Source organism: Ralstonia flaminis (genome assembly GCF_958415495.1).
GTDB lineage: Bacteria > Pseudomonadota > Gammaproteobacteria > Burkholderiales > Burkholderiaceae > Ralstonia > Ralstonia flaminis.
This window is the reverse complement of sequence record NZ_CATZLL010000002.1, coordinates 15,188-35,323: the sequence shown is the minus strand read 5'-3', so window position 1 is coordinate 35,323 and position 20,136 is coordinate 15,188. Positions and strand designations below refer to the sequence as shown.

Here is a 20,136-nt window from a genome sequence, read left to right as displayed (position 1 = left end):
GACGATGGAGCGCTGACATGCCGCGCCCGCCGATCATTCCGCGCGATACGCTGGTCGAGTACCAACCGTGGGAGCCGACTGACTTCGAGCGTCAGGCTGAGCAGGCCGCCGTCGAAGCTGCGCCGCCCCCGCCGCCGGAGGCCGAACCCGAAGAGCCGCCCATGTCCGAAGAGGAATGGCAGGCGATGTTGGATGCCGAACTGGCCACTGCCCGCGACGAAGGCCGGCGCGATGGTTTTGCCCAAGGCTTCCAAGACGGTTTCGAGCAAGGCCGTCGTCAGGGCGAGGAAGATTCCAAGCAGATCGCCACGTTGATGCAATCCGTGCGTGAGGCAGTTGATCAACTGAACGGCAGCGTTGCCGACGAACTGGTCGATCTGGCGCTGCAGCTCGCGCAGCAGTTTCTGCGCGGCGCGTTGCATGCACAGCCCGAGCGTGTGTTGCCGCTCATCCGCGAAGTACTGGGCGATGCGCCCACCGCACCGGCGCCCGCCATGCTGCGCGTGCATGCTGATGATGCCGAACTGATTCGCCAGATGTTGGGTGCCGAGCTGGCTGCCGCCGGCTGGACCATCATCGTTGACGCCGCCATCGAGCGCGGCGGCTGCCGCGTGCAAACCCGCTTTGGCGAGACCGATGCCACGTTGCAGACCCGCTGGGCAGAACTGACCCGTGCATTGGGGCGCGATACCGCATGGATTGCCAGCGAGCGCTCAGAAGCAGAACGCGTGGCCGGAGGGGCGCTCCATGTCGCCTGAGACCGTGCAAACGGCTGGCCAGTCTGCCGCCAACAACCCCAACGTGCGCGTGTGGCAGGCGCACCTGCGCCAGACCGCGCAGCGCGCGCGCCTGGCCCGCCCAGTGGTGACGTGCGGCAAGCTCACGCGCGTGGCCGGCCTGGTCATGGAGGCCGTGGGTCTGAAGCTGCCCGTGGGCAGCGCCTGCCGTGTGGAACTGCCGAACGGAAGCGGGGCAGCCCGCTACGTGCTGGCTGAGGTGGTCGGTTTTGCCGAAGAGCGCGCTTTCCTGATGCCGCAGACGGATCTGGTGGGTGTGGTGCCCGGTGCGCGCGTGTTCCCGCTGGAGCCGCAGCACGTGCCGACCGATGCTGCCGACCCGACCATCGCGCACAGCAAGTTCTTGCCTGTGGGCCCGCGCCTGTTGGGCCGCGTGGTGGACGCCAACGGCGAGCCGCTGGATGGCAAGGGGCCGCTGGGCCCACAAGAAGATCTGGCCTGGGGCACGCTGGCCCCGGCACCGCTGAACCCGCTCAAGCGCAAGCCGATCGAGCACGTGCTCGACGTGGGCGTACGCGCCATCAATGGCTTGCTGACCGTGGGCCAAGGCCAGCGCCTGGGCCTGTTTGCCGGCTCTGGCGTCGGTAAGAGCGTGCTGCTGGGCATGATGGCCCGCTACACGCAGGCCGATGTGGTGGTGGTCGGCCTGATCGGCGAGCGCGGCCGCGAAGTGAAGGAATTCGTTGACGAGATTCTTGGAGAGGAAGGTCTCGCCCGCTCGGCCGTGGTGGCCGCGCCGGCCGACAACTCGCCGCTCATGCGCCTGCAGGGTGCTGCCTACGCACACACCATCGCCGAGTACTTCCGGGATCGTGGCTGCAATGTGCTGCTGATTGTCGATTCGCTCACGCGCTATGCGATGGCCCAGCGCGAGATCGCCCTGGCCATCGGCGAGCCGCCGGCCACCAAGGGGTATCCGCCCTCGGCGTTTGCCAAGCTGCCGGCGCTGGTGGAGCGTGCCGGCAACGGCATGGTGGATGCCAGCGGCCGTGGCGGCTCGATTACCGCGTTCTATACCGTGCTGGCCGAAGGTGATGACCAGCAGGACCCGATTGCCGACGCCGCGCGCGCCATTCTGGACGGTCACTTTGTGCTCTCGCGCAAGCTGGCCGAGCAGGGGCACTACCCCGCCATTGATATTGAACAGTCGATCAGCCGTGTGATGTCGGCCATCGTGCCGCGCGAGCAGCTCGATACCGCCCGCCGCTTCAAGCAGCTCTATGCCCGCTACCAGCGCAACCGCGACCTGATTGCGGTGGGTGCCTATGCGCGCGGCAGCGACCCGATGACCGATCAGGCCATCGCCCGCTACCCCGACATGGAGGCGTTTCTGCAGCAGGGCATGTTTGAGAACGAAAGCCGTGAGCACACGCTGGAGAAGATGAACGCGGTGCTCGCTTGACAGTGTGAAGACGTAAGCCAGGCCAAAGCCTCGGGCTAAAGCCAGGCGGCGTGTAACCGATTGGTTGATGTAGTGGAAATCTGGAGGTTCGACCATGACCACCATGAGTAAGCCGTTCCGCCTCGATACGGTGCTGGAACTGGCCCGGAAGGACACCGAGAAAGCCACGCAGGAAGTCGGCCGCCTGATGAACACGCGCGAGGCGGCCACGCAAAAGCTGGCCCTGCTGTCCGACTACCGCAACAACTATCACCAGCAGATGCTGACCACGGCCAACGCCGAGGGTGGCATCGACATCACGCGCCTGCGCAACTACGCCGCGTTCATTGACCGGCTGGGTGCCGCCGTGGACCAGCAGAAGGGCACCATCAACGCGCTGGAGAACCAGCTCGAAGCGAGCCGCGCCAACTGGATCGAGAAGCAGCGCCGCGAGCAATCGTTCGACATCCTGCGCCAGCGCCACATTGAAGAGCAGCGCCAGCACCAGGAGCGGCGCGACCAGCGCGAGAACGACGAACACGCCGCCAAGGTGATCCGCATGCGTGCGGCACAGGGCGGCAACTGAACACGCGTACACGTACGCAGATGGAAGAGGGAGTCAACGTGGGTTTGAGTGCTACCCCCAACACCGCCGCGCAAGACTTGAGCGGCATGCTGTCCGCCAGCAACAATGCTGCCGCCGACAAGTCGCAGAGTGCATCGTCGTCCAACGGCGACACCTTCGGCAACCTGCTGTCAGATCGCATGGCGCAGGATGCAGCGCGTCGTCGTGCCGATGCGCAGTCCGCCGCTGACGATGCGGCCAGCCGCCGTGCAGATATCGCTCGCAAGGACGCAGCAAACGCCAGCGCGCGCAACAACCAAGACATCAAGCCGACCGCCACGGCCCTTCCTCAGACCGTGCCGGCAACGCGCACGCAGGACGCTGCCAGTACCAAGCCGGCGCAACCTGCCGATGCCAAGGATCTGGATGCGGCTGCGGCGCAGGCTGCTGTGGATCCGGCCGCCCAACTGGCCGCGCAGATCGAGGCCGCACGACAGGCTGCCCAGCAGGCGGCTCAGCAAGTCGCCCAGCAGACCGCTGTCGCGTCCGCAACAACGCTGCCGACCACGCAACAACCTGCCCCGCAGTCGACTGCCGATAGCAATACCACCGCCACACAGGGCGCCAGCAACGCGACCGCAACCGATGCTGCCACGCTGGCTGCGTTGAACGCTGCCGCCAATGGTGCGCAGGGTAGTGCCGACGCCGCTGCAGATGCGGCCGCAACCACGCCGGCCGGTCAGGCTGCGCTGCAAGCGGCCAAGGGTGCCAAGACCGCTGGCGCTGTTGCCAACGGCAACACGCCAACGCCGCCCGCCACGCCGCTGCCCGATGGCAACACGCTGGCCCAGACGTTGGCACGCACGCGAGCCGTGTCAGACAACACGCCCCCTGCGGTGCGCCAACTTGGCAGTGCCGCGTCAACACAAAACGCCAACGCCGAGCGTGGCTTGCCCAAGCGTGCGGAATCGAGCGCGCAAAGCAACGTCTCGCAAACTGCTGCGGCCGCCGTGGCCGATGCCAATAGCCGCGCTGGCAACGGTGGCAGCACCGGCACGCAGGCGGATGCGCAGGGCAGCGGCACGCAGTTCCAGGGCATTCTGGCGCGCGCAGATGGCAATGCCATCGCTGCGGCACCGACCTTTGCCGTTGGCACCGCAGGCGCAGCAGGCAACGTCGCGGGCGCCACGATTACGCCGGCGCAGGTGCACACGCTGCCCACGTTTGGTGACGCGGCCTGGCCGCAAAGCATGGCGAGCCAGCTTGCCTTCATGCAGGTGCACCGCCAGTCATCGGCCGAGCTGCAGCTGAACCCGGCGGAACTCGGCGGGCTGCACGTCAAGCTGGATGTCGACAACGGTGCCGTCAATGCCAGCTTCGTCTGCCAGCACCAGGCTGTGGCCGAACTCGTGCAGGACTCCATGCCGCGTCTGCGTGATGCCATGCAGCAAGGCGGTATGCAGCTTGCGCAAACGACCGTCAGCACGGGTGATTTCAGCCAGCAGCAGGGCGCCTGGCAAGGAGCGTCGGCACAGGGCAACGGCTCGGGCAATGGCGGTGGTGGCAGCCGCTATGGCAGCAACGCGCAAGGTCGTGCGGATACCACCAGCACCGTGGCCGCTGCACCGCAGCGTGCTTCCAGCCACGACGGCGCCATCGACACGTTTGCATGAGCCTAGCGAGGCCAACCCTAAAGTTTTGGTGAGGCCTGCCGTTGTTCCTCAGGAGCGCCATGACAATGGCCAGCCTGAGTGACGAAAGTTAAGGCGACGAAAGTAGAGAGAAGGACGGGAAGTCACAACGCAAATGCGCCGGCAGCAATGGCAGCTTTGCGATGAATAACAAGGGGGTCAAGTCCGAACGGCGAAGACGGGATCAAACGGGGATCACTTCGCCACATCCGCCCTCGGGTGGATGCACACGGACCGATGCGGCGTGTCCGAGCCGGGGGGCTGGCGCACCGCATGTTTGCCGTACTTACGGGAGAGCGCACTGAAAGGTGCGCTTTTGTTTTTGTAGCGACGGAAAAGATGCGAACTCACGCGCGCGCTTCGGCCGTGGTCAGCGTGTCCGGCGAGACGGAGATCACGTGCTCCACGCCATAGCCGCGTTCCACCCACGCATCGATGCCGCCGTGCAGCGGGCGCACGTGCTTGAAGCCACGGCTCATCAGCGTGCGTGCCACCATGATGGCGGAGGCCTCGTTGGGGCAGGCGCAGTAGATGATGACCTCGCGGTCGGGGCCGTCGATCTCGATGGCGTTGTGCCTGCTCGACATGTCGTACAGCACCGCGCCCGGAATGCGCTGAGGCTGCTGTTGCCGTGAGCTGTCGCTGCGCACATCGATGATGACCGGTGCCGAGCCCGATTCGATCAACGTATGCAACTCGTCGGGCGAGATGCGCACCATCTCCAGCATCTTCCGAAAACGCCAGCGTTGCAGCCAGCGCCCTGCCACGTAGAGCGCCGCCAGCACCACGATCAGTGCGAGCGCGCGCCCGCCAAGCTGATCGAGCAAGCGTAGTGCCTGGTCGATGGTGTCATGCGCCATGCGCCCGAGCATCAGCCAGATTGCCGCCCAGAGTGCCGAGCCGGCCAGGTTGTACCCCGCGAACACGCTGAACGGCGTGCGCATCGTGCCCAGTAGCGCGGAAGACACCGTCGACAGCCCCGGCACAAACTTCGAGATCAACAGCAGCGGCGCACCCCAGCGCTCGAACTGCGTACGCGTGCGCCGCACGCACGAGTCAGGCGACAGCGATACACGGCACAGCAGCGCCATCACGTGCCGGCCGTAGCGCTTGCCGGCCACATACCACAGGGCATCGCCCAGCAGCGCGCCGGAGACGGCGGCGGGCAGCAGTTCCATGAAGTGCAGGGGGCCGATCATGGTGAGCGCACCGCCCACCAGCAGCGTCGGCACGGCGGGCAGCGGCGCACCGGCCTGCGTGAGCAGCACGTTGAGGAACACGGCAAACGCACCGTATTCAGCAAGAAGGGGGAACAGGTCGTGCATAGGAAGAGCGCGGAACGTGCGCGGCGTGGCAAATGCGTCTGCCAAATTACCGCATTCCGGCGTCGTCCGATAGGCATACCTGTGTGCCACGCTGGGTGACCTGCGGGTTACATGCCGACGCTGTGAAATTGGCACGACAATGCTGCTTTCGCGCTCGCATTTGTCGCCATGTCCTCCACATCGTCCACAGACGTTTCCGCTGTTCAAACCATCAGCGTCCGCCCGGCAGCGCTCTCCGACCTGCCGGTCATCGTCACCATCTATACGCAGCACGTGCTGTTCGGCTCAGCCAGCTTCGAGATCGACCCGCCTGACCTGACCGAGATGACGCGCCGCTTCCAGGCGCTGCAAGACGTTGGCATGCCCTATATCGTGGCCGAGGCCGGTGACAAGCTGCTCGGCTATGCCTATGCCGGCCCGCACCGCGCGCGGCCCGCATATCGCAATACGGTGGAAGACTCGATCTACCTGGATACGGCTGCGCAAGGGCGGGGTGTCGGTACGCTGCTGCTGCAGGCGCTCATTGCCGAATGCCAGGCACGCGGGTTCAAGCAGATGGTGGCCGTTGTCGGTGGGGGGCATGAGAACCCTGGGTCAGCCAAGCTGCACGCCCGCTGCGGGTTCCGCGAGGTGGGTGTGCTGGAGAGCGTGGGCTACAAGTTCGGGCGTTGGCTGGACTGCTTGCTCATGCAGCGGGCATTGTGAGGTACGTAGGGCTGTGCTGGGCTGCGTTGCTCGGTGGTGAGCCCCCACGCGTTGCGGGTTGTGCGAAGAATACGGATCAGTGCTTCGTTCATGCAGAAATAGGTGTGTGAGTCGGCGTGTTCAGGCGTCCGCGCGCAGGACTACGGCCAGATACATCGTGGCCCCGGCTAGCAAGCCCATGCCGATAACGAGCAACCAGTCGACCAGGGCGGCGTGTTCATCCACCCATTGAGGGGTGTCCTGCCTTATGCCGTGCTTCATGCGGATCTCCATGTCAGAGCAGGTGCTCAAGCGCGTGCAGCGCAACACCAAGCAGGGCGATGCCGATCAGCAGATCGATGCGCCGATGTTCCAGCCAACTCCGGAGAGCTCGACGTTGCATCATGCCGCCATGTGGATATACGTGGCGCTAAGACCGCGGTCAGCGCAATCCATGACGTCGGCAATCCGGGTCTGGCAGACCGGGCGTTCCATCAGCATGCTCACATTGACCATTGTGCTCCCCTCGCGCTGTGTGCCTTGCCATTTTAGATATTTCTAATCGATTGTCAAGATAAATCTAATGGCTCGCGTTTAGAATGTTGCGGACGCGCATAAAAAACCCGCCGAAGCGGGTTTGTGTGTGCTGAGGGGAAGGAGCCGTGGCGCCGCTCAGAAGTCGCCCATGCCTGACCGGTACTTGACCCGGCCCACGATGTCGATGTGCTCGAGCTGCTCGGGGATCACCATGAACGGGTCGTGCTTCTCCTTGTTGTCGCTCACCACGCGGATCGACCCGTCGGGCAGGCGGAACAGGCGCTTGACGAGCATCTCTCCGCAGTAGACCAGGGCAAACACGCCCCCTCCCGTGGGAATGCGCCGGTCGGCCTTGTCGACCACAACGGTGTCGTCGTCGAACAGGCGCGGCTCCATGCTGTCGCCTCGCACCTTGACGGCAACCAGGTTCTTGGGGCTCGCGTCCAGCCGGCGGATGTAGTCGGCCTGGAAGGGCAGCGGCTCCTTCTCTTCAATGTGCCAGGTCTCGCGGCCATTGCCGGCGGACAGCGTCACATCCACGTGTGTGATCAGGATGGTCGATTCGATCGGTAACTCATCCAGGCTGTCGTACGTGGTGATGGGCCGGGCAGGAAAGCCCTTGCTCTGTGCCGATACGGGGGCGCCATCATCTACCCCGCCCACGGCGTGCGCGGCCGTCTCGGAGAACGGCGCGTCCATCGTGCGGTCCGGAAACCCCAACTTCTTCTCCAGCCGGCGCGCTGCGATATCGCCAATGCTGCGGCCGTCCTGGTAGGTGCGGGACAGGAACTGCGCCACCTGCGAGCGGGAGTACCCGTACTGGCGCTCGAACTCGGCGCGATCGCCGTTGACGAGGGTTTGGATCCAGTGGGCAAGCCACTGGCGGCGGTTGTCGTAGATGTCCATGGGGCGCATTAGAGCAAGAAATTTCTAAGCTATGGGTTAGAAGTGTCTTGACATCTTAGTTTAGAATAATCTAAATTACAACCCATCGGCCTGTTTCCCGCCCCTCACCCACTGCGTTACCGGGCCGCCAATGCCCCCACCCGGGCCGATCCGAATCTCGTTCAATCCGCGCGCCAATGTGCGCTGACAGGAGGCTCTTCCCATGACCGTTGCCGAAACTTCGATGGATGCCTTTCGACGTGCCCGCACCACGTCGACGGCCAAGCTGCAGTGCGATCGCATTGCCGACTACGTGGCCCGCGTTGGCACCGCCACGATTGCTGAAATTGCGCAGGCGCTGCGCATTGAGAAGTCCAGCGTCTCTGCGCGCCGCAGCGAGCTGATCGCCGCCAAGCGGCTGGAGCTTGCTGGAGAACGCAAATGCAATGCCACGGGCCGCTGGGTGCAGTCCGTGCGCGTGTCACCTGCACAGGTGCGCCTGTTCCAGTAGGCGCGGGGCACGTCTTTGCGTCGGCCGTTGCAAAGAGCGACGGCCAAGGCGCACAACGTCCGGCGATATCGACAGCAGCGATGGGCGCCGCCGATGCAGCGGCAATCAACAAACACTGAACAAACGAGGAACAGGGATATGGGAATTGAAGACCGCCTGGAGAACTGGGGCCGTGTGGTACGTGATCCGAGCTGGCAACCGCAGTACTGCGCATCGTGGGCGCGTCTTGCCGTGGCCATGCGAGATGCGGACAGCGGCGCACCCCAAGCCATTATCAGCATCGACGTGAATGACGGCTGGCTGGTGGAGCGTGCCTGGCAGAAGATTGCGGATCCGGTTGCCAAACGCCTGCTGCAGTATCACTACGTGCACCGCATGCCGGCGGAGATGGTGTGCCGCATCCTCGTGCGCAAGTACGGCGCTTCGCCGCACACGCTCAAGCACTGGAAGGTGCGTCTTGCGAAAGCGCAGTCGATCATGTCGCACGTCATCGATTCAGAAGTTGCGCGCGTGCAGATGGTGAAGGCCGTGCGTGCTGCTGCAGCGGCGCCGATGTTCGCCTGAAATTTTTTTCGCAGGACCCCTTGCACGGTTTATATCCCCTTCGTATTCTGTATCCCAGATGTTCGATTGCCCTCGCGGCGTAACCGGTTCAGACCGAGACATGCACCCCACTGGGGTGCATTGACTTACCCAAACGAAGCGAAGATGCAGTGAAGAAGACAGCCCGCCATTCAGCGGGCTTTTTTGTTTCTGCGTTTTGTTTCTGCGTTTCGTTTCTACACATGCAACACCTGCCTCGATGTCACTGCACGGTGACGATCCGATTGAGGCGACTCACTCCCTGATGCAAATCATTCGATCGATCGCGCTTTGCTTTGCGCATCGATGAAGGCGCTCGTCTTATGGCAGATCTCTCCGATGTTTCCAATGCACTCGTCACGCTTGTCACGGGTGTGGTCTATCCGAACGGCTCCAGCCAACCGTCGATCACGGGCAACCCCGTGCTGGTGTACAGCGGCTGGCCCAACATGACGCAGTTGAAGACCGACCTGCAGGCCAACAAGGCGCATGTGTCGATCTTTCCGACCACGAGTCACCAACGGCACAAGAGCACGGCGTTCTCCGATTGGACAGTGTCTGTGCCGCCGGCCAACACGCTCGCACTCAGCCTGGCCGGGCAGACCGTCATGGTGAACGGCACGGTCAGCACGCCGCAGAACGTGGTGTTGCTGATCGATGGACGCGCGTATGTGTATGCGGTGCAAGCCAGCGATACGCCCGCGAGCATCGCAACGGCGCTTGCGGCGCTGGTGGCGGTGGACCAACCGGCCAGCGCAACGGGCCCGTCGATCACCATTCCGGGGGCGACGACTATCTCGCCGCGTGTGGGCGGTATCGGCACCGTGCAGCGCGAGACGCGTCGGCAGGAGCGTACGTTCCTCATCTCGACGTGGGCGAATGGTGCAGCGCCGCGCGACCTCATCGCGGGCAAGGTCGACGCGGTGCTTTCGGGGCTCGTACGCCTGACGTTGCCGGACCAGGGTGCCGCGCTGCGCTACAAGCGCGGGCTGCAGCATGACGATGCAACCAACCTGATCTACCGGCGCGATCTGCGTTATGCCGTTGAGTACTCGACCATCGTGACCGAAACGGCTTATCAGATTGCGACTGGTGTGGAGAACGTGACAGCCGGCGCGTCGATGGGAGCGCAGTTTCCCGTCCGCACTGTGGTGGAGTAAGTGATGGGCTGAACGGCCCAGCGTATTTGCAGTAGCAGTTCACCAACCCGTGCCGCCCTTTGGGCGGTTTTTTTATGTGCGGCCGCCTTTGAGCGGCCATTTTTGTTTTCCTTGGAGGCAAGCATGCCGATCGTCCAGCAGGGCAGCATCAATACCACAGCTCTCATCGTTCCGGACCTGTACGTCCAGATTGTTCCGCCGCAGGTCACCCTGCTCAATGGTGTGCCGACCAACGTGCTCGGCGTGGTTGGTACTGCCACGTGGGGCCCGGTCAACTCGCCGACCCTCATCGGCAATATGGCCATGTACGCCCAGGCATTCGGCGCGATCCAGAATCGCACTTATGACATGGGCACTGCTGTGGCCGTGGCTGTCCAGCAAGGCGCCAACAACTTCCGCTGCGTGCGTGTGACCGATGGCACCGACACCGCGGCGACTGTGATTGCGCAGACCAACGGCATCACGTTCACCGCCAAATACACGGGCTCGCTTGGCAACACCATCACGGTAGCGTTGTCGGCAGGCTCGGCGGCCAACACGTGGAAGGTGACCGTGGCCGCGCCCGCGCTGGCACCGGAAGTGTTCGACAACATCGGCGCGGGGCAGACCGGCAATGCGCTGTGGGTGGCGATCGCCAACGCCATCAACAACGGCGTGAGCGTGATGCGCGGCGCGTCGCAGATCATCACCGCCAGCGCGGGTGCCGGCACGACGGCTCCGACTGCAGCCACGCTCACCCTGACCGGCGGCACTGACGGCGCGGCCACCATCAACGGCGCCGTGCTGCTGGGCCAGGACACTGTGCCGCGCAAGGGCATGTACGCACTGCGCAACCAGGGCGTGTCGATCGCCATGCTGGCCGACTGCGCCGATGCCACCACCTGGCCGACGCAGGTTGCGTTTGGTCTGTCGGAAGGCATCTACATGATTGGCGTGGGCCCGAGCGGCGACACCATTGCCAACGCCGTCACCGCCAAGAGCACTGCGGGCATCGATTCGTACGCCTTCAAGCTGCTGTTTGGCGACTGGGTGTACTGGCTCGATACCGTGAACGGTGTGACGCGCCTGGTCTCACCGCAAGGTTTTGTGGCGGGTCTGCTGGCCAACCTGTCGCCGCAGAACAGCAGCCTGAACAAGCCGATCTACGGTGTTGTCGGCACGCAGAAGACGTTCGCCAACCAGAGCTACAGCTCTGCCGAACTGCAGGCGCTGATCCAGGCCGGCATTGATGTGGTGACCAACCCGGTGCCGGGCGGCGCGTACTTCGGCTGCCGCGCGGGTCACAACACCAGCTCGAACGCGCTCACGCAGGGCGACAACTACACGCGCATGACCAACTACATCGCCAGCACCATCAATGCGGGCATGGGCAAGTACGTTGGCCAACTGCAGTCGGCCACGGTGCGCGCGCAGGCGGCGGCCACGCTGTCGAACTTCCTGAGCTCGATGGAGCAGCAGGGCATGATCGGCGCGGTCAACGGCGGCCCGGCGTTCTCGGTGCAGATCGATGCCAACAACAACCCGATGAACCGCGTTGCGCTCGGCTACATGCAGGCCGACGTGAAGGTCGTCTACCTGTCGGTCATCGAGAAGTTCCTGGTGAACGTGGAAGGCTCGCAGGCCACCGTGATCCGCACTTCGATCAACAACCAGTAACGCAGTACGCAAACCACCCTTCGGCTCCGCAACGCGCGGGGCCTTTTCTTTTTGGAGAACAACACTATGCCGATTCAAGGCTACTCCGTCGGTCGTGACTACACGCTGGTCATCCAGACCGCAAACGGCACGCTGCAACCGAACAAGATCACGACGTTCAAGAGCAAGCAGGATGTGACCGACGTGCGCGTCAAGCGCTTGGACGGTATCACGGACCACGTGCGCTTCTTTGATGGCTGGTCGGGCTCCTTTGACGTGGAGCGTCAGGACGCCACGCTTGACAACTACTTCGCCCAGCTCGAAGCCGGCTACTACGCCGGTGTGAACGAAGCTCCCGCGCAGATCTACGAAACCATTCAGGAAGCCAACGGCTCGGTCTCGCAGTTCCGCTACGACGGCGTGCTCATGACGCTGGCCGACGCCGGCAACCGCGCGGGCGACGCCACCATCAAGCAATCCGTCAACTTCGTGGCTTCGCGCCGCATCAAGGTGTCCTGATGACGCATGTGACCATCACCCCATCCGAACAGATCATCAAGGCCGCCGCGAAAGAGGTGGTTGTGGATGATGCGCTTGGCCGCAAGATCACGCTGCGCAAGCCTAGTCCGCTGAGCAACCTGGACTTTGCCAAGGCGGCGGGCAGCAGCGAACTCAACATGCTGTACCTGGCGGAAGTCGCACACCTCAAGTTCGTCTCGGCCATCGATGGCGATCCGGTGCTCACGCCTGCCACGGAAGGCCAACTGCGTGCCCTGTATCAGCGCCTGGGCGAGGAGGGCAACGAGGCCGCGCAACGCGGCGTGGCTGCCAGCTTTATCCAGACCGCTGAGCCGGAGGCCGAGCTAAAAAACTCCTGACGAACGGCCCGTTTCACGAGGCGATGTGGCTCGTGCATAACGGCGTGCCGTTCGACGTGGCGTTTTCTCTGGACGACACCATGCGCCAGGCGATGGCCATCAAATGCAGCGAATTTCATGGCGCTGAGTTTGATCTGAAGACGATGTCTTTCAAGGAGCGTGAATGAACCTTTCGCTTGCAGAGATGGCGCGTCGCTTGGTGGAGCTGGAGGCGCGGGTGCCTGTTGCGCTGTCGCAGGGGCTGGAAGCCGCCGCTGCGGCGATGGAGCAGGCGGCCCGCGCCAAGGCGGTGGAAAGCGCAGCGGCCGCGGGCATCACAAGTGCCGCACGTGTGGCCGCATTGCGTGACTCGATCGGCCACGAGGTCAAGGCGTTGGAGGCGAGCATCGGCTCCAACTCAGATCAGGCGATTGTCCAGGAGCTTGGCAGTGCGCAGGTGCCACCGCATCCTTTCTTGGGTGCGGTGGCACTCGAACACGCCGACGATGTGCAAAAGAGCGTGGGTGATGCGGTGACGGCGGCGCTTATGGGCCGCCCCATCGCAGACGCCCGCACGTGAGATCGGTGGCCTCAACAGACGAATAAGGATTTCCTATGAGCCTCGATGCTTACAAGATCGGGATACAGATTGCGTTGGTGGATAACGTGTCGCGTGGGTTGATGGCAATCGCCGCGCAGTTCGAATCCGTCAACAAGGGTGCGGAGAAGCTGGAGACCCGGCTGGAGAAGGTCAAGAAGCTGACGGAGTTCGGCAGCAACTTGCTCAAGGCTGGCAACGAAACAGCCCACATGTGGGATAAGCGGGTGGACGCTGCATCGAAGTACCACGCTGTGCTTGAGCGAATCAACCGCGTTGCCCCTGGCGCTGCCGCGGCGAACGAAAAGTTCCTCAAAGGCCTGGACATCAAAGGCATGTCGCTCACGGATGTCGGGCAGCTGTTTGGCGGCGCACAGACCATTCTGCAGAGTTCGACCCAGGCGCAGGACGTCACGAAATTGCTGGCCCAGGCGAGAACGGCCTTTGGCGGGGCAACCGGCATCAAGGACGGCGCGCAACTCGACGACATGGCGCTGAGCACGCTCAAGGTCGCGCAGATGCGCGACGGCGTGATCGGCAAAGACGGCAAGATCGACATGAAGAAGGTGGAGGAGACCTTTGACATGCTGGTCAATACGGCGTCGGCCAGTGGCGGCGGGGTGCTGCCCAAGGACTACCTGGAGGCCATGCAGGGCGGCAAGCTGTCTGGCGCACTGACCAAGTCCGAAACGGCGGCGTTCGGGCTGAAGCAGTTCATGCAAGCCAATGGTGGCTCGAAGGCCGGCGTTGATGCCATGTCGGCGCTCCAGGGCTGGGCGGCAGGAAACATGTCCGCCACGGTTGCGCACGAACTGGAGCGCGTCAAGCTGCTGGACCCAAAGGCCGTGCATCGCAACAAGGCTGGGTACATCACCAGCGTGGACGCGACGGGTATGACGGACGCGCCGAACTTCACCAAAAATCCGCTTCAGTACCTGTTGGACGAGATCGTGCCGGCGCTGAAGAAGAGTGGTTATAGCGGAGACAGCCTCAACGCCAAGCTGGGCAGCCTGCTCGGTATGAGGGGTGAGAAGAACATCCTTCAGCAGCTCGAGCATGAGAAGGAACGAGCTGGGCAGTACCTGCAGAACGCCAGAAATGGATCCGGCACCGCCAAGCTCTACGAGAAGGAGAACGAAGGGCTGGAAGGCAAGTTGAAGGACTACGAAGCCAAGAAGACGAACCTCAATATCGCACTTGGGGAACATATCCTGCCGTTGGCGATTGCGGGGTTGGAGAAGCTCAACGGCTTGATTGATGGCGCCACAAAACTTGCCCAAGAATTTCCGGGCGCAACGAAGGCAGCCCTGGCCCTGGCCACAGGGCTCACCTTTCTGTACAAGGCAATTTCGACGCTTTCGTTGCCTTTGCCCGGCGGTGGTGGTGGCAAGGGTGGCGGCGGTGTCGGCAAAGGCGTGCTGCAAAAGGTATTGAACGCTGCTGGCTTGGTTGCGGCGCGCGGAGGCAAACTTGTTGGGCGGGTAGCCGGCGCGGGGCTCGGTGTCGCTGGTCGCGTGGGTGCGTCTGCGCTTCGCGTGGGAGGTGGGTTGGCGCGAGGGGCGCTGGGCGCTGTGGGGGCCATCGTAAGGTCGCCGCTCGCCAGAGGGGCGCTCGGCATCCTTGGGCGAGTGGGTGCACGAGGTGCGTTGGGGCTGCTGGGGCCGATTGGCATTGCAGCGGGCGTTGCTCTGACAGGCTGGGAGATTTATCAAGCGGTCAAGGGAGCCAAAGGGAGTCCCACTGGTTCGCCAGTTAAGCAAACGAATGAATCCGCCAGCAGTGTGGTGAAGGTGCCGGAGCCGAAGCTCATTTACCTCAAGGGCGATGTGACGATGGACGGTCGGTCCGTTGGTCAAGTGGTCTGGAAGCAGATCGAGGGCCACTTGGCGCGCCCGCAAACTGGATCCGGCAATTTCAACGCCGGCATGAATCTCATGCCATCTGGACTGTGATCAACCATGTCTGACTTCACTCTCAAACTCGGACAGAATTTCCAATTCAAGGGCCTGGAAATTCCCGAAACCATCTCGTTTGGTGGCACGCAAAAGCTGGCCCTGCATGACCTGGTGGGCGGCACGCGCGTGATTGACTCGATGGGGGCGTTTTGTGCTCCTGTCGAGTGGTCTGGCTGGCTGCTTGGCACAGAAGCACTCGCTCGCGCCCGCGAGCTGGATGACATGCGCGTGAGTGGCAGGGAGTTCGTACTGCAGTGGTCCGAGATCTGCTACATCGTGGTGATTCGCGAGTTTCGCGCGGATTTCCAGCGTGCCTACAAGATCCCGTACAAGATCTCGTGCGAAGTGTCGAGTGATATGTCCAAGTACACGATGCAGGATGAAAAGCCGAGCATTGATGGCCAGATCAAGGCCGACGCCGCCACCGCCACCGACATGGTCAACACCATTGGCGACGGCACGTTGTCTGACCTGATCACTTCCGTCAACTCGGCGATCGACAACGTGGCGAGCTTCGCCAATGCCGCGCAGTCGACGCTCAGCAACGTCGTGCAGAAGATCACGGCGTTTCGCGATCATGTGCAGAAGCTGGTGGTCTCCGCCAACAACGCGCTGACGCAGGCGGCAACGCTGGGCGGCATCTTGCCGAACAACGCGCTCTCGCAGCAGGTGACAAAGTTGACCGGCCAGATCAACTCGGCGTTGAGCTTGCCCGTGCTGGTGCAGCTGGATCGGCTTGCCGGCCGCATGCAGACGAACATCGCGTCGGTCTATAAGAGTGCCAAGCATGCGGTGGTGGTTGGTGGTGATCTGATGAAGATGGCGGCCAAGGAGTACAACGATGCGATGGCCTGGACGGCGCTGGTCAAGGCCAATCCGGATCTCGCGTGGGACCCCTTGATACAAGGCATCAAGACGTTGATCGTTCCACCCAACAAAGACAACGCCGGCGGCTTGCCGAACCCATAGTTCCCCACACCGCTTTCACCAACTGGACAGCCCCGCATTGCGGGGCTTTTTTCATATGAGCCTGAACACGCTACCCGTGATACCCGTGGTGCGGCGGCCCCGCACCATTGTGAAGGTGGGCAATGAGATTGCATCCGCCTGCGTGAGCTGGTCGATCCAGAGCAACTCGTACGAACAGGCAGACACATTCCAGATCACGCTGGCGGCCAGCGCTTTGCCGCAGGACCGCGATGCGAACTGGTTCTCCAGCCAGTTGGACCTGGTGGTGGAGATCTTTGCCGGCTTCCCGTCGGACCCGCAGAAGTACGACGAGAGTGACCTGGCAAGTCAGATCTACGGCCGCGTGGACAGCGTCGAGTTCGATCCGGTGGCAGCCCAGCTCACGCTGAGCGGCCGGGATCTGACCGCCTTGTTCATCGACGAGCAGGTCACGTTGCAGTTTCAGAACATGACGGCATCGAAGGTTGCTGCAACGCTGGCGACGGCACACGGCTTGCAAGCCCTCGGCCCGGAGACCACTCGCAATATCGGCAAACAGTACGCGCACGACAACGTCAGCCTGACGGCGCAACGCACCGAGTGGGATTTGCTTGCCGCGTTGGCGCGCGAAGAGGAGTTCGTCTGCTACGTAAAGGGCAAAACGCTGTACTTCGGCCCGCGCCCGCCGCCGCCTCCAGAGCCTTACGAGTTGCGTTGGACGGAAGACGCATACCGCAACCCAACCGCGAATGTGTCTAGCCTGCAACTGTCTCGCGACCTGACCGTGGCCAAGGGCGTGACGGTTGAAGCGAAATCCTGGCACTCCAAACAAAGCAAGCCATTCGTGGCCCGCTACAGCAACGCACCGGACGGCGGCAAAGGGAAAAAGCCGACGCACACCGTCCAACGCGATGGTCTGGACCAGGCCGGCGTGCAGCGCCTGGCCAAGCGAAAGCACGACGACGTCGCTCAGCACGAGATGAAGCTGCGTGCGCGTCTGCCCGCTGACGACCTCCTCACGCCCACCGACATCATCCGCCTGACCGGCACCGGCACGAACTTCGACCAAGACTACCTGATCGACAGCATCACCCGAAGCATGAGCCTGGGCGAAGGCTACGTGATGGAGGTCTCGGCCAAGAACATCAACAAGGACACGAGCCAATGATTCAACAGCTACGCAATCAGATGGTGCTCGCCGCAATGATGGCGCAGTCGAACCGCGCGGAGAACCGCATCGGCATCGTCACCAGCTACGACGCGGGCACGGCCTCGGCGCGCGTGCGTCTCCAACCTGAAGATCCCACCGACCCAGCGCGCTCGCTGACCGGCTGGATGCCTGTTGCCTCTGCCTGGGTCGGCAATGGCTGGGGCATCGACGCGCCGGTCAGCCCGGGCGATCAGGTGGAGGTGCAGTTTCTGGGCGGCGACATCGAGAACGGCTACATCTGCGCGCGCCTCTTCAGCGACCAGGCGCGGCCAACCGGGGCGCAATCCGGTGAATTTTTTCTCTCACACGCATCGGGCTCCAAGCTGCAGTTCCACAACGACGGCACGGTCACGCTTATCAGCGCGGGCACGCTCACCAGCCAGGCGCCGCAGTGGAACCACAGCGGCCCGTTACAGATTGACGGCACGCTACTGGTGACACAGACCATCACCGGCCAGGCGGGGATGGCGGTGTCGGGCAACAACGGCTCCGGCAACTCAATGAGCATCAGTGGCAACACGCAGTTCAGCGGGCAGGTGTCGGCCAATGGCCACCGCATCGACGACACGCACCGCCACTCCGGAGTGCAGTCCGGTTCCGGCAACACGGGGAGCGTGGCATGACACAGCAACTTCTGAACGATGTGAACCACTGGGTGGGAGACGACATCGGCGTCTCGCCCACGGGCGATCTCGGCCTCGCCAGCGCGGATCTGCGCACGCAGCAGCGCATCGTGCGGCGCCTGGTGACCAACCCTGGCGATTACATCTTCCACACCGATTACGGCGCGGGCCTGCCGCAGAAGATTGGCGAGACGCTCGACATCCCGGCGCTGCGCGGCCTGATCCGCACGCAGCTGGTGCTGGAGTCTGGTGTTGCGCAGTCGCCCGAGCCACAGGTGGACGTGAACGCCATTACCGGCGGCGTCAGCGTGCGCATTCTGTACACCAGTTCGGTCACACGCGAGCCGGTGTCCCTTCAATTCAATGTGAGCAAGTGAAATGTCCATTCAGACGCAAGACTGGGTGACGCTCGTGCGCAACCAGGTGGCGGCCATCCAGGGCTATGCCAAAGTGCTGGTCGACCTGACGGTCGGATCGGTGCTGCGTGCCGTCGTTGAAGCCAACGCGGCGGTCACGGTGTGGCTGCAGGGGTTGATCCTGCAGGTCATGGCGATTACACGGGCGTCGACATCGAGCGGTGCCGATCTCGATTCGTGGATGGCCGATTTTGGTTTGACACGCTTAGCCGCAGTGCCAGCGACGGGCAGCGTGACGTTCTCGCGCTTCACGGTCACGCAGCAGGTGCTGGTGCCGCTCACGGCCGTCGTGCAAACCAGCGACGGCACGCAGCAGTTCAACGTGATCGTCGACACGACCAACCCTGCCTACAGCGCCACCCTTGGCGGCTACGTGATTGCCGCAGGCGCGGCCGGCGTGACGGTGCCGGTACAGGCCCTGGTGGCCGGATTGGCCGGCAATGCAGTCGCGGGCGCGGTCTCTACCATCGTGGGGGCTATCTCCGGGGTCGATACGGTTATCAACGCGGCTGCGTTCGTCAACGGTGCCGATGCGGAGTCGGACACTGCGCTGCGCACGCGCTTCATCGCGTACGTGGCCAGCTTGTCGAAGGCGACCAAGACCGCTATCGGCGCGGCCATCGCCAGCGTCAAGCAAGGGCTGACGTACGCGATTCTGGAGAACCAGACATATGCGGGGCTGCAGCAGAACGGTACGTTCATCGTGATCGTGGATGACGGCACAGGCTCACCCCCGTCAACGCTGTTGTCGAGCGTGAGCAATGCAGTGGATGCCGTACGGCCGCTGACCAGCACGTTCTACGTGTACGGGCCGGTGGTGACCAACGCCACGGTGGCCATGACGATTGCGACCGCGCCGGGCTACACGCACCAGACCATCACGGCCCAGGTGCAGACAGCCTTGCTGAACTACATCAACACGCTGCCGTTGGGGACCACGCTCACGTATTCCCGCTTGGTGCAGGTGGCGTATGACGCTTCGCCTGCAGTCATCAACGTCACAGGCACGCTGCTCAACGGCGGTACGTCGGATCTGCCGGCCAGCAGCCTGCAGGTCATCAAGACCACCCTCAACTCCATCACGGTGTCGTAATGGCAACAGGTGACCAACAAGACATCTTCACGCGCCTGCGTGGCTATCTGCCGCGCTGGTTTGGTGACACTGCGCAATCGCCTGTCATCAACGCCCTGCTGCAAGGCCTTGCGTACAGCGGCGCTTACGTCTACGGCCTGTATGCCTATGCCAAACAGCAGACGCGCATTTTGACGGCGTCGGATGGTTGGCTGGACATGATCGCGGCGGACTTTTTCGGGTTGTTGGTACAGCGCAAGAGCGGGCAGTCTGATGCGTCGTTCCGCGCCAACATCATTGCCAACCTATTCCGCGAACGCGGTACGCGCAATGCCATCGTGCGGGTGCTGACGGACTTGACCGGCCGTCCGCCGACGATCATCGAGCCGAACCGCCCTGCGGATTGCGGTGCCTACGACGCGCCTAACTGCGGCTATGACAGGGCGGGCGCGTACGGCCAGGTGTCGTTGACCTACCAGGCGTTCGTGCTGGCGTATCGACCGCTCGGCAGCGGCATCCCCAATGTGGCCGGTTACGACAAATCTCCAACCGGCTACAGCGTGCCGTCACAAGGCGAGTACGCCGACCTGTCGATGAGCAGCAACACCGTGTCCGATGCCGACATCTACGCCGCCATCGAATCCGTGCGGCCGGCGGCTTCCATCGTCTGGACACGCATCAGTTCCTAGGCGCACGCGCCTTTC

The 20,136-nt window shown here is 63.2% G+C and carries 24 protein-coding genes; 21 read left to right on the top strand and 3 right to left on the bottom strand.

The window, feature by feature from the left end; translation table 11 throughout:
• The first annotated feature begins 17 nt into the window (after window positions 1-17).
• The 4 genes from fliH to R2N11_RS02730 all read left to right on the top strand — a co-directional run bounded on the left by fliH (window position 18) and on the right by R2N11_RS02730 (window position 4,416).
• A complete protein-coding gene (gene fliH / locus R2N11_RS02745; protein WP_199030778.1) occupies window positions 18-758 on the top strand; it encodes a flagellar assembly protein FliH in 741 nt (246 codons plus the stop codon).
• Window positions 748-2,199: a flagellar protein export ATPase FliI gene (fliI, locus tag R2N11_RS02740; RefSeq protein WP_064808079.1), complete on the top strand. Its 1,452-nt coding sequence runs from the start codon at window positions 748-750 to the stop codon at window positions 2,197-2,199. Before fliH ends, fliI begins: the two co-directional genes overlap by 11 nt.
• A 94-nt stretch (window positions 2,200-2,293) precedes the next feature.
• On the top strand, window positions 2,294-2,764 hold the full coding sequence (gene fliJ, locus R2N11_RS02735) for a flagellar export protein FliJ (protein WP_316680064.1): 471 nt from the start codon (window positions 2,294-2,296) through the stop codon (window positions 2,762-2,764).
• Window positions 2,765-2,802: 38 nt separating this feature from the next.
• Window positions 2,803-4,416: a flagellar hook-length control protein FliK gene (locus R2N11_RS02730; RefSeq protein ID WP_316680331.1), complete on the top strand. Its 1,614-nt coding sequence runs from the start codon at window positions 2,803-2,805 to the stop codon at window positions 4,414-4,416.
• A gap of 365 nt (window positions 4,417-4,781) precedes the next feature.
• Here the strand turns inward: R2N11_RS02730 and R2N11_RS02725 are convergent, their stop codons facing one another.
• Complete coding sequence (locus R2N11_RS02725; RefSeq protein ID WP_199030806.1) at window positions 4,782-5,759, bottom strand: DedA family protein/thiosulfate sulfurtransferase GlpE; 978 nt, start codon at window positions 5,757-5,759, stop codon at window positions 4,782-4,784.
• A gap of 168 nt (window positions 5,760-5,927) precedes the next feature.
• On the opposite strand from R2N11_RS02725, the gene R2N11_RS02720 reads away from it, so the two are divergent.
• Window positions 5,928-6,464, top strand: a complete 537-nt coding sequence (locus R2N11_RS02720; RefSeq protein ID WP_316680063.1) for a GNAT family N-acetyltransferase — start codon at window positions 5,928-5,930, stop codon at window positions 6,462-6,464.
• A gap of 120 nt (window positions 6,465-6,584) precedes the next feature.
• On the opposite strand, the gene R2N11_RS02715 is transcribed toward R2N11_RS02720, so the two are convergent.
• Window positions 6,585-6,725 carry a hypothetical protein gene (locus R2N11_RS02715; RefSeq protein WP_316680062.1) on the bottom strand — a complete coding sequence of 47 codons (141 nt, stop codon included), beginning with the start codon at window positions 6,723-6,725 and terminating at the stop codon, window positions 6,585-6,587.
• Here R2N11_RS02715 and R2N11_RS02710 point away from each other — a divergent pair.
• Entirely contained in the window at window positions 6,724-7,005 is a 282-nt protein-coding gene (locus tag R2N11_RS02710; protein ID WP_316680061.1) for a hypothetical protein, read from the top strand. The genes R2N11_RS02715 and R2N11_RS02710 overlap by 2 nt on opposite strands.
• Window positions 7,006-7,115: 110 nt before the next feature.
• Here the strand turns inward: R2N11_RS02710 and R2N11_RS02705 are convergent, their stop codons facing one another.
• Window positions 7,116-7,886, bottom strand: coding sequence for a S24 family peptidase (locus tag R2N11_RS02705; RefSeq protein WP_316680060.1), 771 nt, complete (start codon window positions 7,884-7,886; stop codon window positions 7,116-7,118).
• 202 nt (window positions 7,887-8,088) lie between these two features.
• On the opposite strand from R2N11_RS02705, the gene R2N11_RS02700 reads away from it, so the two are divergent.
• From R2N11_RS02700 to R2N11_RS02630, 15 genes are all read left to right on the top strand, one after another.
• Window positions 8,089-8,376 (top strand): hypothetical protein, encoded by a 288-nt coding sequence (locus R2N11_RS02700; RefSeq protein ID WP_199028713.1) that lies wholly within the window; start codon window positions 8,089-8,091, stop codon window positions 8,374-8,376.
• 138 nt (window positions 8,377-8,514) lie between these two features.
• On the top strand, window positions 8,515-8,940 hold the full coding sequence (locus tag R2N11_RS02695; protein WP_316680059.1) for a hypothetical protein: 426 nt from the start codon (window positions 8,515-8,517) through the stop codon (window positions 8,938-8,940).
• Window positions 8,941-9,281: 341 nt separating this feature from the next.
• A complete protein-coding gene (locus R2N11_RS02690; RefSeq protein WP_316680058.1) occupies window positions 9,282-10,118 on the top strand; it encodes a hypothetical protein in 837 nt (278 codons plus the stop codon).
• A gap of 123 nt (window positions 10,119-10,241) precedes the next feature.
• On the top strand, window positions 10,242-11,774 hold the full coding sequence (locus tag R2N11_RS02685) for a phage tail protein (protein WP_199028707.1): 1,533 nt from the start codon (window positions 10,242-10,244) through the stop codon (window positions 11,772-11,774).
• Window positions 11,775-11,840: 66 nt separating this feature from the next.
• Entirely contained in the window at window positions 11,841-12,272 is a 432-nt protein-coding gene (locus tag R2N11_RS02680) for a hypothetical protein (RefSeq protein ID WP_199028705.1), read from the top strand.
• Window positions 12,272-12,631 carry a hypothetical protein gene (locus R2N11_RS02675; protein WP_316680056.1) on the top strand — a complete coding sequence of 120 codons (360 nt, stop codon included), beginning with the start codon at window positions 12,272-12,274 and terminating at the stop codon, window positions 12,629-12,631. The genes R2N11_RS02680 and R2N11_RS02675 overlap by 1 nt, the downstream gene beginning before the upstream one ends.
• 32 nt (window positions 12,632-12,663) lie before the next feature.
• Window positions 12,664-12,798 (top strand): hypothetical protein, encoded by a 135-nt coding sequence (locus R2N11_RS02670; protein ID WP_260803557.1) that lies wholly within the window; start codon window positions 12,664-12,666, stop codon window positions 12,796-12,798.
• Window positions 12,795-13,190, top strand: a complete 396-nt coding sequence (locus R2N11_RS02665) for a hypothetical protein (RefSeq protein WP_199028699.1) — start codon at window positions 12,795-12,797, stop codon at window positions 13,188-13,190. Before R2N11_RS02670 ends, R2N11_RS02665 begins: the two co-directional genes overlap by 4 nt.
• A 35-nt stretch (window positions 13,191-13,225) precedes the next feature.
• A complete protein-coding gene (locus R2N11_RS02660; protein WP_316680055.1) occupies window positions 13,226-15,160 on the top strand; it encodes a phage tail tape measure protein in 1,935 nt (644 codons plus the stop codon).
• A 6-nt stretch (window positions 15,161-15,166) separates the two neighbouring features.
• Entirely contained in the window at window positions 15,167-16,132 is a 966-nt protein-coding gene (locus R2N11_RS02655; RefSeq protein WP_199028695.1) for a hypothetical protein, read from the top strand.
• Window positions 16,133-16,187: 55 nt separating this feature from the next.
• Window positions 16,188-17,279: a phage late control D family protein gene (locus tag R2N11_RS02650; protein WP_316680054.1), complete on the top strand. Its 1,092-nt coding sequence runs from the start codon at window positions 16,188-16,190 to the stop codon at window positions 17,277-17,279.
• Window positions 17,276-17,944 carry a phage baseplate assembly protein V gene (locus tag R2N11_RS02645; RefSeq protein ID WP_316680053.1) on the top strand — a complete coding sequence of 223 codons (669 nt, stop codon included), beginning with the start codon at window positions 17,276-17,278 and terminating at the stop codon, window positions 17,942-17,944. Before R2N11_RS02650 ends, R2N11_RS02645 begins: the two co-directional genes overlap by 4 nt.
• On the top strand, window positions 17,941-18,321 hold the full coding sequence (locus R2N11_RS02640; RefSeq protein WP_199028689.1) for a phage tail protein: 381 nt from the start codon (window positions 17,941-17,943) through the stop codon (window positions 18,319-18,321). The genes R2N11_RS02645 and R2N11_RS02640 overlap by 4 nt, the downstream gene beginning before the upstream one ends.
• A 1-nt stretch (window position 18,322) precedes the next feature.
• Window positions 18,323-19,453 (top strand): baseplate J/gp47 family protein, encoded by a 1,131-nt coding sequence (locus R2N11_RS02635; RefSeq protein WP_316680052.1) that lies wholly within the window; start codon window positions 18,323-18,325, stop codon window positions 19,451-19,453.
• Complete coding sequence (locus R2N11_RS02630) at window positions 19,453-20,121, top strand: hypothetical protein (protein ID WP_316680051.1); 669 nt, start codon at window positions 19,453-19,455, stop codon at window positions 20,119-20,121. Before R2N11_RS02635 ends, R2N11_RS02630 begins: the two co-directional genes overlap by 1 nt.
• Window positions 20,122-20,136: the final 15 nt, after the last annotated feature.

Bases quoted from the DNA above. Each gene is read 5' to 3' on its own strand.
- fliH (WP_199030778.1), top strand. From the start codon at position 18: ATGCCGCGCCCGCCGATCATTCCGCGCGATACGCTGGTCGAGTACCAA.
- fliI (WP_064808079.1), top strand. From the start codon at position 748: ATGTCGCCTGAGACCGTGCAAACGGCTGGCCAGTCTGCCGCCAACAAC.
- fliJ (WP_316680064.1), top strand. From the start codon at position 2,294: ATGACCACCATGAGTAAGCCGTTCCGCCTCGATACGGTGCTGGAACTG.
- R2N11_RS02725 (WP_199030806.1), bottom strand. From the start codon at position 5,759: ATGCACGACCTGTTCCCCCTTCTTGCTGAATACGGTGCGTTTGCCGTG.
- R2N11_RS02720 (WP_316680063.1), top strand. From the start codon at position 5,928: ATGTCCTCCACATCGTCCACAGACGTTTCCGCTGTTCAAACCATCAGC.
- R2N11_RS02710 (WP_316680061.1), top strand. From the start codon at position 6,724: ATGCGGATCTCCATGTCAGAGCAGGTGCTCAAGCGCGTGCAGCGCAAC.
- R2N11_RS02715 (WP_316680062.1), bottom strand. From the start codon at position 6,725: ATGAAGCACGGCATAAGGCAGGACACCCCTCAATGGGTGGATGAACAC.
- R2N11_RS02705 (WP_316680060.1), bottom strand. From the start codon at position 7,886: ATGGACATCTACGACAACCGCCGCCAGTGGCTTGCCCACTGGATCCAA.
- R2N11_RS02700 (WP_199028713.1), top strand. From the start codon at position 8,089: ATGACCGTTGCCGAAACTTCGATGGATGCCTTTCGACGTGCCCGCACC.
- R2N11_RS02695 (WP_316680059.1), top strand. From the start codon at position 8,515: ATGGGAATTGAAGACCGCCTGGAGAACTGGGGCCGTGTGGTACGTGAT.
- R2N11_RS02690 (WP_316680058.1), top strand. From the start codon at position 9,282: ATGGCAGATCTCTCCGATGTTTCCAATGCACTCGTCACGCTTGTCACG.
- R2N11_RS02685 (WP_199028707.1), top strand. From the start codon at position 10,242: ATGCCGATCGTCCAGCAGGGCAGCATCAATACCACAGCTCTCATCGTT.
- R2N11_RS02680 (WP_199028705.1), top strand. From the start codon at position 11,841: ATGCCGATTCAAGGCTACTCCGTCGGTCGTGACTACACGCTGGTCATC.
- R2N11_RS02675 (WP_316680056.1), top strand. From the start codon at position 12,272: ATGACGCATGTGACCATCACCCCATCCGAACAGATCATCAAGGCCGCC.
- R2N11_RS02665 (WP_199028699.1), top strand. From the start codon at position 12,795: ATGAACCTTTCGCTTGCAGAGATGGCGCGTCGCTTGGTGGAGCTGGAG.
- R2N11_RS02660 (WP_316680055.1), top strand. From the start codon at position 13,226: ATGAGCCTCGATGCTTACAAGATCGGGATACAGATTGCGTTGGTGGAT.
- R2N11_RS02655 (WP_199028695.1), top strand. From the start codon at position 15,167: ATGTCTGACTTCACTCTCAAACTCGGACAGAATTTCCAATTCAAGGGC.
- R2N11_RS02650 (WP_316680054.1), top strand. From the start codon at position 16,188: ATGAGCCTGAACACGCTACCCGTGATACCCGTGGTGCGGCGGCCCCGC.
- R2N11_RS02645 (WP_316680053.1), top strand. From the start codon at position 17,276: ATGATTCAACAGCTACGCAATCAGATGGTGCTCGCCGCAATGATGGCG.
- R2N11_RS02640 (WP_199028689.1), top strand. From the start codon at position 17,941: ATGACACAGCAACTTCTGAACGATGTGAACCACTGGGTGGGAGACGAC.
- R2N11_RS02635 (WP_316680052.1), top strand. From the start codon at position 18,323: ATGTCCATTCAGACGCAAGACTGGGTGACGCTCGTGCGCAACCAGGTG.
- R2N11_RS02630 (WP_316680051.1), top strand. From the start codon at position 19,453: ATGGCAACAGGTGACCAACAAGACATCTTCACGCGCCTGCGTGGCTAT.